General features: G+C 69.2%; 6 protein-coding genes and 2 pseudogenes. 3 read left to right on the forward strand and 5 right to left on the reverse strand.

The genetic code is table 11. The features are described from left to right. Window position 1: 1 nt before the first annotated feature. On the reverse strand, window positions 2-2,155 hold the full coding sequence (locus ACFVYE_RS08380; RefSeq protein WP_383967804.1) for an OmpL47-type beta-barrel domain-containing protein: 2,154 nt from the start codon (window positions 2,153-2,155) through the stop codon (window positions 2-4). Between the two features lie 74 nt (window positions 2,156-2,229). Further along, window positions 2,230-4,722 (reverse strand): ThuA domain-containing protein, encoded by a 2,493-nt coding sequence (locus ACFVYE_RS08385; protein ID WP_383967773.1) that lies wholly within the window; start codon window positions 4,720-4,722, stop codon window positions 2,230-2,232. Window positions 4,723-5,019: 297 nt separating this feature from the next. On the opposite strand from ACFVYE_RS08385, the pseudogene ACFVYE_RS08390 reads away from it, so the two are divergent. Next, window positions 5,020-6,006 (forward strand): annotated as a pseudogene (locus ACFVYE_RS08390) (multicopper oxidase domain-containing protein); the annotation flags it as partial. A gap of 44 nt (window positions 6,007-6,050) precedes the next feature. Here the strand turns inward: ACFVYE_RS08390 and ACFVYE_RS08395 are convergent. The 3 genes and pseudogenes from ACFVYE_RS08395 to ACFVYE_RS08405 form a co-directional block, all read right to left on the reverse strand. Continuing rightward, window positions 6,051-6,110 (reverse strand): annotated as a pseudogene (locus ACFVYE_RS08395) (pentapeptide repeat-containing protein); the annotation flags it as partial. 54 nt (window positions 6,111-6,164) lie between these two features. Then, entirely contained in the window at window positions 6,165-8,378 is a 2,214-nt protein-coding gene (locus ACFVYE_RS08400) for a DEAD/DEAH box helicase (RefSeq protein ID WP_383967776.1), read from the reverse strand. A gap of 97 nt (window positions 8,379-8,475) precedes the next feature. Further along, entirely contained in the window at window positions 8,476-9,258 is a 783-nt protein-coding gene (locus tag ACFVYE_RS08405) for an IclR family transcriptional regulator (RefSeq protein ID WP_383967779.1), read from the reverse strand. Window positions 9,259-9,456: 198 nt separating this feature from the next. Between ACFVYE_RS08405 and ACFVYE_RS08410 the strand changes: the two genes are divergently transcribed. Both ACFVYE_RS08410 and ACFVYE_RS08415 read left to right on the forward strand, forming a co-directional pair. Then, entirely contained in the window at window positions 9,457-9,567 is a 111-nt protein-coding gene (locus ACFVYE_RS08410; protein WP_383967782.1) for a putative leader peptide, read from the forward strand. Window positions 9,568-9,718: 151 nt separating this feature from the next. Beyond that, the gene (locus tag ACFVYE_RS08415) at window positions 9,719-10,747 is read left to right on the forward strand and encodes an ABC transporter substrate-binding protein (RefSeq protein ID WP_383967785.1); all 1,029 of its coding nucleotides are present in this window, start codon (window positions 9,719-9,721) and stop codon (window positions 10,745-10,747) included. Window positions 10,748-10,760: the final 13 nt, after the last annotated feature.

Genomic DNA, 10,760 nt, shown 5'->3' on the forward strand with positions numbered 1-10,760 from the left:
GCTACAGCTCCTTGATCCGGATGTCGCGGTACGAGACCACGTCCGTGGTGCTGTGGACCTGGAGGCCGATGTAGCCGGAGGCGTACCGCCGGCCGTCGGTGCCCGGGTCGTCGCCCCGCGGCGGCTCGAAGACCTGTCCGCCGTTGTTGTCGAACTCGTTCAGCAGGACACCGTTGCGGTAGACCGAGTAGTGCTGGTCCACCACCCGGATCTCGTAGTCGTTCCAGGTGCCCTTGGGTGTGACCCCGGCGCCGGCCAGACCGATCCGGTCGAAGCCGTAGATCGAGCCGGTCTTGTACATGTCGCCGTCCGGACGGTCGAGGATCTGCACCTCATGGCCGTACTTGATGGCGACCCACTCCGGACGTGACTCCTCCGGGTTGTCGTGGACGTTCGGGAAGCGGACGAAGACACCGCTGTTGGCGTTGCCCGTGCCGGGGGCGTCGTCGCGCCACTGGAGCTTGAGCGAGAAGTCGCCGTACTGCCGGCCCGGGAACCAGAGCATGCCCATGCCGTCCACCGCGGTGGAGCTGGTGATGGTCCCGTCCGCGTTGAGCCCGAACCTGCCGCCACCGACCTGCTGCCACTTGGCGAACGACGCCGCCGTGCCGTCGAAGAGCTTCTTGTAGCCCTCGTCCTGGCCCGGCCTGCCGATCCCCGACTGCTTGGCCGCCCGGTAGATCTTCTTGTGCTCGCGGGCGTCGATCACACCGGCGGCGAGCAGCTTGTCGAGGACGCTGTCGACGTGCTTGAGGAACAGCGCGTGCGACGACCAGTCCTTCTCGTCCTCGATCAGCTCATTGATCGTGCAGCGGTTGCCGGTGATGCGGTTGGGTACCCCGGTGTCGACCGTACCGACGATGACGGTGAGCCGCTCGTCGAACTCCGGGCAGTTCGGCGCCGGTACGCCACCGCTCTCCGCGACGGTGAACGACTCCTGCTTCGCCACGGAGGTGTTGCCGGCCTTGTCCGTCGCCCGGTGGGCGACGGTGTGATAGCCGACGCGGTCGACGATGACGGTGGTGGTGTACGCGAGGTACGGGCCGCCGTCGAGCGAGTACTCGACCTTGTCCACGCCCGATTCGGCGTCGGTCGCGGTGACCGTCACCTTGGCGCTGGTGATGTAGGCGTTGTCGGAGTTCTTGTCGCCCTCGACCTTGGCCGAGGTCTCCGGCGGCGTCCTGTCCTGCGTCGGCGGTGCGACGACGGTGAAGTCGACCGACTTCTCCGCTGCGGCGTTGCCCGCCTTGTCGGTGGCCCGGTAGCGGACCCGGTGCGTGCCGGTCTCGTGCACCATCACGGGCCCGGTGTACGGCTGCCAGGCGCCGTCGGCCCCGATCGCGTACTCGATGGTGTTGACGCCGGACCCGGTGTCGGAGGCGGTCACGGTGACCGTCGCCATCCCCAGGTACTGCCCCTGGTCGTCCTTCTCACCGGACACGGTCGCCGAGGTCTCCGGCGGCGTCTTGTCGTCCGTCGGCGGTGCGGCGACCGCGAAGTCGACCGACTTCTCCGCTGCGGCGTTGCCCGCCTTGTCGGTGGCGCGGTACCGGATCGTGTGCGCACCGACCTCGTTCACCACGATCGGTGTGGTGTACGGCTGCCAGGCGCCGTCGGCCCCGACCGCGTACTCGACGGTGTCGACGCCGGAGCCGTCGTCGGTCGCCGAGAGGGTGACCGACGCCTGACCGATGTACGCGCCGTCGGCGTTCTTGTCGCCGTCGACCTTCGCCGAGGTCTCGGGCGCGGTGGTGTCCGCACCGCCGCCGTCCGTCACGGTGAGAATGCCCTGCATCGCCTCGTGCCCCGGCATGGTGCAGTGGTAGAAGTACCGGCCGGGGGAGAGCGTGACCTCGGCGGTGTGCTTGCCGCCCTGGTCGTCGGCCGGGTTGGCCAGGATGTTCAGCGTGACGTCGTTGTTGAACTCCGGGTCCGAGACGCTGAACGTGAGGGTGTGCGGCATCCCCGTTGTGTTGCCGGTCGCCGCGCTGTTCTCGAAGACGATGGTCGCCTTGCCGGCCACCGCGGTCTTCGGAGCGGACAGATAGTGGTCGATGGGGTCGCCCGCCGTCCAGGTGAGGACCTGGTCGGCCGCCGCAGCGGCGGGAGCCGCCGTACGGCCGTACGCCGCCGTCGAGGTCAGCCCCAGCACCATCAGGAACGAACCCAGCAGGGCGAGCCACAACCGGGCGGGCCGGTACCGCTGTCGCGAGAAGATCGAACGGTGTCTCACTGCACTGCCGCCTTCCTGGCCAGATCCTCGGCGGCCGGGGTCGGACCGCCGCCCTTGTACGTCACACGCCACAGCGCGGACTTGGAGTCGGAGGTGAAGAAGCCGCGCCCGTAGTCCAGGACGTACAGCGAACCGTCCGGGGCGAACTTCCAGTCCATCAGGTTGCGGATGCCGTCGGCGCCGACCGGGATGATCTTCTTCAGGGATTCGGCGTGCGTGGGCAGTCCGCCCTTGCCGACCGTCTTCGGGTCGGTGAGCACGGCGTGCCGCGGCTGGGTGTCGTCGTAGAAGTCACCGACGAACCACTTGCCGTCCCAGTAGGAGGGCCACTTGTCGGCGCTGGTGCTCGCCTCGTCGTACCGGTAGACCGGGCCGTTCATCGTGGCCTGACCGCCGCCCTTGAGCCACGGCAGCAGCTGCTTCTGCTCCTCCACCTTGTAGCTCGGGATGCCGTTCGCGTCGCGCGGGTAGTCCACGCCACCGCCCTGCGGCGAGTACCAGATGGTGTTGGAGGTGATCGGCGGCAGGTTCACCAGGCCGTCGTTGTTCGGAGACTCGTTCTTGGGGTGGTCGCAGTCGTACCAGCCGAGCGGCTTGCCCGGGTCGGGCAGATTGCGGTCCCGGTAGGGTTGCTTGTTGCCCATGCAGTACGGCCAGCCGTGGTTGCCCGCCTTGGTGATCGCGGCGAACGTGTCGTACTTCGCCGGACCCCACGTGGTGCTCGGCGAGCCCGCGTCGGGGCCGACCCAGCCCGCGTACAGCGTGTCGGTGGTCTTGTCGACGGAGATCCGGGCCGGGTTGCGCACCCCCATCACATAGATCTCGCCGCGGGTCTTGCCGCCGCCTTCATCGGGCTCCTTGCCGGTGAAGAGATTGCCCTCGGGCAGTGTGTAGGTGCCGTCGTCCTCGGGGTGGATCCGCAGGATCTTCCCGTTGAGGTTGTTCGTGTTGCCCGCGGTGCGCCGGGCATCGGCGAAGGAGACGCCCTTGTAGTTCGGCTGCGGGTTGTTTCCGGAGTAACCGTCGCTGAAACCGGAGGAGTTGTTGTCACCGGTCGCGATGTACAGATTGCCCTTGGAGTCCCAGGCCATCCCGCCGCCCGCATGGCAGCAGCTGTGGATCTGGACGGGCCAGTGCAGCAGCACCTTCTCGGACGACAGATCCAGCTTGTCGGTGGCCGGGTCGAGGGTGAAGCGGGAGACCTGACGTACCGCCATCTGCTTGTCGCGGTCGATCTTCGAGTGGGGCGTGTAGTGCAGATACACCCAGCCGTTCTTCTCGAAGTCCGGGTCCAGCTCGATCCCGAGCAGTCCCTCCTCGACCTTGACCAGCTCGTCGCCGCCGCCCTTGTTGCCGAAGATCGTCAGCTCACCGGCGAGGGTGACCTTCTTGGTCTTCGGGTCGTAGACATGGATCTGCCCCAGACCCTTGCCGATGTCCGGGTTGTTCCAGTCGGTGACGACCGGCTTGCTGCTGTCGGCGCCGCCGCGCCCGATGTACAGCACCCGCCCGTCCGGGGCGACGACCAGGCCGTGCGGCTCGCCGATCTGGTCGTTCCGGCCCGGCTGATTGGGCTGGGTGACGCGCTCCGCCTTGTAGTTGGAGGTGATCGTCGCCTTGCAGTCGGCCTGCGAGATCCGCGTCGTCCAGTCGAGCGCGCCGCGCAGATGGTCGCGGAAGTCGGTCTCCGCGAAGCTGTCGACCGTACCGCCCATCGCCGTGTAGAAGGACCTGCCGCCGTCGTAGTCCCGGCACCAGGAGACCGGGTGGTCCCAGCCGTTGGCGCTCGCGCCCGGCTTGTAGGTGATCTCCCGGACGCGTGCCACGGTGTGCACATCACCGGACGGATTCTTCGTCCAGTTCAGCCACTTGTCCGGGCGTTTCCACTCCAGCGGCAGGTTCCTGGTCGCCGGATGTTGCCGGTCTCCGATCTCAACCGTCGCACGCTGTACGCCGGTTGGGCTGCCGGCTGCCGGACGGGCACCGACCAGACCGGTGAACCAGTCCGAGTACGGCTCGGTGCGTGCCGCGTCATGGATGCCGAGGAATCCGCCGCCCGCCTCCATGTACGCCTCGAGACCGGCCTCCTGCTCCGGGTCGAGCACATCGCCGCCACCGGTCAGGAAGACGACGGCGTTGTACTTGCCGAGCTGCTTGCCGTTGGTGAAGACGGCCGGGTCGTCCGTGGCGACGGTCTTGAACCGACCGGCCTCCGGCCCGGTGAGCCCGATCTTCTCGATCGCCGCGATCCCGGCGTCGACGGTCGGGGACTCCTCGGTGGCGGAGCCATGGAAAACCAGCACCTTGACGTTGGCGCCGCCGGGTGGCGACGGCAGGGACAACGTTGTCGCCATACTTCGTGGCGGTTCCGGATAGGGTCTGGCGCTGGCGGCGTTGCCGCCGAGCAGAGAAGCGGCCAGTGCGCCGGCCGCCAGGGCCGCCGCAAGTCCGCGTCGCGATCTGGACCTGTGATGTGGTGTGCGCTGCATGTGGTCACCCACCCCTCTTTGGTCACTGCAACAGCGGATGAAGCTAGACCTCTTTTCGCGGCTCGCCAATAGCTATGGCAGCAATGGCACGAACTTTGTCCTGGGTGTGGATAAACGAAGATCCTCCGACTACGGTGTGGGCCGTCCGGGCGGCACCTGTGCCCCGCCAACCTCTGCAACCACAGAAGCCGCCGCAATCCCCGTAACCTCCGTAATCTCCGCGGTCTACGCAGTCTCCGCGATCTGGGCAAGTTCGCAAAAACTCCGTAAATTCCTTAGCGCAGTGGGGAGTTCGACATGGACAGAAGGAGCTTCAACCGGCGGATTCTGGTCGGCGGTGGGGTTGCGGCCGCGACCGGCGTGACATCGTTGTCGCTCGGTACGATCGAGGCCAGCTCGGCGGAACCCCCGCCCAGGGCGGCCCCGGCCGGAGGCGTCGTCCGCCATCTCAAGCTGTACACGGAGAAGCTGGCGGACGGTCAGATGGGATACGGCCTGGAGAAGGGCAAGGCGTCGATCCCGGGACCGCTCATCGAGATCAACGAGGGCGACACCCTGCACATCGAGTTCGAGAACGCAATGGATGTACCGGCCAGCCTCCATGCGCACGGTGTCGACTACGACATCGCGAGCGACGGCACCCGGATGAACAAGAGCATCGTCGAACCGGGCGGCACCCGCACCTACACCTGGCGCACCCATGTGGCGGGTCGGCGCAAGGACGGCACCTGGCAACCGGGCAGTGCGGGCTACTGGCACTACCACGACCATGTCGTCGGTACGGATCACGGCACCGGCGGCATCCGGAAGGGCCTGTACGGTCCGCTGATCGTCCGGCGCAAGGGCGACATCCTGCCGGACAAGACGATCACGATCGTCTTCAACGACATGACGATCAACAACAAGGCGGCCCATGCGGGCCCCAACTTCGAGGCCACGGTGGGGGACCGGCTCGAAGTGGTCATGATCACGCACGGCGACTACTACCACACGTTCCACGTCCACGGTCATCGCTGGGCGGACAACCGGACCGGTCTGCTCACCGGCCCCGAGGACCCGAGCCGCGTCATCGACACAAAGATCGTCGGTCCGGCGGACTCCTTCGGCTTCCAGGTCATCGCGGGCGAACACGTCGGCGCCGGGGCCTGGATGTACCACTGTCATGTGCAGAGCCACTCCGACATGGGCATGGCCGGACTGCTGCTGGTCGCCAAGGCGGACGGCACCGTGCCGGGGTACGACCCGCACGCCATGATGACCCACGACGCTGCCGCGCCGGACAAGAGCGCGCCGGACAAGACCGCGAAGGACAAGACCGCGCCGGACAAGACCGCGCCGGACAAGACCGCGCCGGACAAGACCGCGCCGGACAAGACCGCGCCCGACAAGACGGCGAAGGAGTCGGCCGCCCACGACCCGGCGGCGCACGGGTCCTGACGCAGTCACTTCTCCGGCATCGCTCCGGCTGCTTCGGCCGTTCCGGTGGCGAGGCGCAGCTGTTCCTCCTCGACGATGCGTCGGGCCAGAGCCCCGTCCGACACATCCACGGCGTCCGGCGTCGTCTCGGCGACGTCGCTGCGCCGTGCGTACAGGTCGAACAGCCGCTCCTTGCGGGCCAGGATGTTCAGCATCCGCTCGTCGACGCTGTCGGCCGCGAGGAGCCGGTGCACCTGGACGGTCCGTATCTGACCCATCCGATGGGCGCGGGCCACCGCCTGGTGCTCCATCGTCGGCTTGATCTGCGGTTCGCAGATGATGACGACGGAGGCGGCCTGCATGTTCAGTCCGACACCGCCGGCCTGGATCTGGCTCAGCAGGACGGCATGGCCCTCGACGGCACCGAAGCGGTCGATCATCTCCTGGCGCCGAGCAGCCGGGAGATTCCCCGAGAGAGGTCCGAACACGCCTGTCCCCAGGGCCTGTTCGACCGTGAGGAGCACTTCGCGGAAGTAGGAGAACACGACGACCTTGAGGCCGTTGTCCGCAGCCTCCGCGACCAGCTCGCGCAGCCGGTTCAGTTTCGCGGACGTGGCGGGCCGGGCGTAGGCGGCCCGGCGCATCCGCATGAACTGCCCGGCGCCCACCGCCTCGCGGTAGGCATCGAGATCGTCCTCGCTGAATTCCTCCCACTCGTCGACCTGCACCAGCGCCGGGAGTTCGGTCAGCACATCCTCCTGGTTGCGCCGCAGATAGGCCGGGGCGACGGCCCTGCGGAACGCGTGCGAACCGGCGGCTCCATGGGTGGTGTGGATCGAGGGCGCCAGTTCGGGCTGCAGATGGCGGACGAGGCTGCGGAACTCCTCGACCCGGTTCTCCATCGGTGTACCGGTCAGGAACAGCACCCGTTCGGTACGTTGCGTCCAGCCGGACACCGCCCGGGAGCGGCGGGTCTCGGGGTTCTTGACGTAGTGCGCCTCGTCGACCACCAGCATGCCGGGTTTCATGCCGCAGTCCCGGGGGGCCGGCAGGGTGTGCAGGGCATCGAACGTGGTGAGTGCGACCCCGCCGGTCTCGCGCCACTCGGCGAAGGCGCCCTGCCGCTCGGGGCCGTGCACGGGCAGCGCGCGCAGGGTGGAGCGGGAACGGACCTCGCGCGCCCAGTTGATGAGTACGCTCGCCGGGCAGACCACCAGGAAGTGTGTCTCGCCCCGCGCCGAGAGGTGCGCGAGCGCGGCAATGGCCTGGACGGTCTTGCCGAGCCCCATCTCGTCGCCGAGGATCACCCGCTTCTGCGCGAGCGCGAACCGGGCGCCGAACGACTGGTAGCCGCGCAGGGAGACGCGCAGATGGGCGTCGTCCAGCCGCAGACCGCGCACCCGGTGCGCGATTCCGGTCGGGAGGAACCCCTCGGCCGCGTCCTGGTCGGGGCCGGTGCCCGACATCTCGGCGAGCAGGCTGTAGTACTCGGCGGACCGCAGTTCGAAGTCGACCCACGCCGCGACGTCCGACTCCGCGTCCCGCAGCAGATCGACCGACACCTGCCCGAACAGCAGGGGAAGCCCGCGCGCAGCCGCTTCGGCGACGGCGGCCCTTACCGAGGCGACGGCCTCCAGCGCCTGGGCGCGGGCCTGGCGCCGGGTGAACAGCATGCGCAGCCGCCCCCGCGCAGGCCCGGCCGCGGCGAGCAGGGGCTCAAGACGCCCGATGAGCCGGCCCGCCGCATCGACGGCCCGGCGGACGTCCGGACCGGCCTCGACCAGCCGGTGCAGTGCGGTGACCAGCGCGGTCGTGGATTCGTCCGGGGTGTCCACGTCTATCCGGACCGCGACGGTGTCCCGTACCGCGTGGGCGATCTGCCCGGCCGCGGCCAGTGCCTGGTCGGCGGTCTGCGCGCCGACCCCGGGGATCTGGCGGAGCTCGTAACGGTTCGCCTCGTGGACCTGGCCGACGGTCGTGAAACCGGCCTGCTCGACCGCGCCGAGCCGCAGTCTGCCTTCAGTGACGTCCTTGAGCCTGGAGACCGGGATGGCCGACAGTTCGCGACGGATGAGGGAGTCGAGCAGCGGAGTCAGCGCCGTGTGCACCGCATCGAGGGCTCGGGCATGATCGGCCAGCACCGCGCGCGCCGTGTCCAGCAGCCGCTCGGCCTGCGCCAGCAGCTCTCGGGCGTCCCTTCCCGTGGGCGCCCCGGCCTCGGTCGGTCCGGCCTCTGTCATGTATGTTCCTCTGTCCGCGCAGCCCGGCTGCCGTCCTGCCCGGCACCTGCCCCGGGCGATTCATATCGTGCCACGAGGCGCGGACAGTGCCCTCGGTTCAGGGCGTGGGCGGTCGGCGTTCCGCCGGGGACAGCAGCAGGACCTCCAGGGCCCGCGCACAGGAGCGGGCCTGCGACAGGAACCACTCGGTGTGCTCCTTTGTGATCACGGACGGCGTGGCCCGGACCGCGAGAGCGAAGCGCGCATACCCGGCGCCGTCCAGCACCGGGACCGCCAGGGTCCGTACTCCGTACGCCGACTCGCCGTCGTTGAGCGCATAGGCGTCGGTCCGTACCTTTGTCAACTCGGCCTCCAGCGCGGCCGGTTCGACGATGGTGCGGTCGGTGAACGCGGGGAGCGGAGGGAGTGAGGACGGTCCGCCCTCGCCCGGCCGGGCCCAGGCCAGCAGCACCTTGCCGAGCGCGGTGGAGTGCAGTGGCCTGCGCAGCCCCGTCTTCGGAGTGACCGAACCACCGGCGACGATCACGGCGTGGGGGCCGCTGCGCAGTGCCAGGTCGGCGGTGGCGCCCGTACGCTCGGCGAGATCGGCCAGCTCCGGGGCGGCCAGATGCAGACCGCGCTGGTGGTACGAGAGCCGGCCCAACTCGGTCACGGCGGGGCCGAGCCGGTAGCGGGACGTGCGGGCGTCCTGCTCGAGGAAGCCGGCGCCGAACAGGGTGCGGGCCAGGCGGTGCGCGGTGGAGACCGAGAGTCCGAGGCGGCGGGCGAGGTCGGAGGCGCTGAGGTCGGGGCCGTTGTCGTGGAAGCAGTGCAGGACGTCCAGGGCGCGCTGTACCGCCTGCGCTCCGCCGGGAGTACGCACTGTCGCGGCCTCGGTCATATCAGGTCACTCTCCGCTCGTGAGGGGGAAGGCGGGGCATGCAGTTGTCACATTACGGGAGTTGAGGAACAGAAAACCTGGGCTGTGAAACAGTCCGTTCACACTCAATCCCACATCATGGGAAGCGAGTTGTGAGTCGGGGCGAGTCCGTGGCAGGCTGCTGCACGTCACCACCGACGAGCAGAAGGGAGCAGTGCCATGGCCGGTCGCCGAACCGTGACCCCCGCCCACGCCGCTCCGGTCCTGCTCGCCCTGACGCTGCGCCGTCACATCGACCTGGCGCGGGTCTCCAGCGCCGCCTGTCGCTGACCCTCTTCCCTTCCCCCGCTTTCCATTCCTTTCTCCCGCCGCGTTTCCGACGCGGCCCGGAGCTCTGTCGTCGTACGCGATGCCCGTACCCCTGACGTACGTGCCACGCGCCACGACTCCATCTGCTTCGCCGACCCCTCGGGAAGACTCCATGACGCACGCCGTCCTGCCCCGGACGCTCTGGTTCACCCGCTGTCCCGTACCCACCGCGACCGGCATCGCAGCCGACCGGCAGTGGCTCACCGAAGAGTTCGCGCCCGACGGCATCATGGTGCGCTCCCTCCAGGACGCCGCGCCCGATGCCGACCGCGGCGCCCACTTCACCCACGCCCTGCCGGGACTCTTCCGCGAAGGAGGCAACGTCCCCGCACTGTGGGCCCGTTCGCGTGGCGAGCGGACGCGGCTGATCGGTCTCACCTGGATCGAGGAACGACAGACCGTACTGGTCAGGCCCGGCTCCGGCATCCGGGGCGTCGACGCCCTGCGCGGGCTGCGGCTCGCCGTTCCCGTGCACGACATCGCCATCGACTTCTGGCGGGCCATGGCGCTGCGCGGCTTCGAGGGCGCGCTCGCCTGCGCCGGACTCGCACTGGACGACGCCACCATCGTCGACGTAGCCGCCTCGGAGTACGAAGGCCAGTGGGCTGCCGAGCTGGCGGCGCTGCGGCGCGGTGACGTCGATGCCGTGTATGTGAAGGGCGCGCTGGCCGTCGAGGCCGCACGGCGGGCGGGCGCCGAGGTGGCCGTCGAACTCGACGAGCTGGCCGACCGCCGGTTCCGGATCAACAACGGCACCCCGCGCCCCATCACCGTTCACCAGCAGCTCCTCGACGACCACCCCGGCCTCGTCGACCGCTTCCTCGCCGTCCTGCTCAGGGCTGCCGACTGGGCCACCGGACAGCCCGGCGAGGTTGCCCGCATCCTCGGCGCCGAAACCGGGGCGGGCGCCGACGGAGTCGCCGGGGCCTACCGGCCGGGCACCCACCTCAACCTCCACCCCGACCTCTCGCCGGAACGCCTCGCCCTTCTCGCCGAGCAGGAGGCCGGGCTGCGCGCCCACGGCTTCCTGCCCGAAGCCGTCGACGTCACGGCCTGGGCCGACCCCGAGCCGCTGCGCCGCGCCATCGCACTCACCGCCTCCCGGCCCGCTGTCCCCCCGCTTTTTTCCCCTGAGCCATGAGGATCCCCGACAC

Origin of the sequence: Streptomyces sp. NPDC058239 (assembly GCF_042882185.1) — a bacterium.
GTDB lineage: Bacteria > Actinomycetota > Actinomycetes > Streptomycetales > Streptomycetaceae > Streptomyces.

What these genes read in the sequence shown, in the direction of transcription:
- ACFVYE_RS08415 (WP_383967785.1), top strand. Translation starts at nt 9,719, where the DNA reads ATGACGCACGCCGTCCTGCCCCGGACGCTCTGGTTCACCCGCTGTCCC.
- ACFVYE_RS08405 (WP_383967779.1), bottom strand. Translation starts at nt 9,258, where the DNA reads ATGACCGAGGCCGCGACAGTGCGTACTCCCGGCGGAGCGCAGGCGGTA.
- ACFVYE_RS08410 (WP_383967782.1), top strand. Translation starts at nt 9,457, where the DNA reads ATGGCCGGTCGCCGAACCGTGACCCCCGCCCACGCCGCTCCGGTCCTG.
- ACFVYE_RS08400 (WP_383967776.1), bottom strand. Translation starts at nt 8,378, where the DNA reads ATGACAGAGGCCGGACCGACCGAGGCCGGGGCGCCCACGGGAAGGGAC.
- ACFVYE_RS08380 (WP_383967804.1), bottom strand. Translation starts at nt 2,155, where the DNA reads ATGGTGCTGGGGCTGACCTCGACGGCGGCGTACGGCCGTACGGCGGCT.
- ACFVYE_RS08385 (WP_383967773.1), bottom strand. Translation starts at nt 4,722, where the DNA reads ATGCAGCGCACACCACATCACAGGTCCAGATCGCGACGCGGACTTGCG.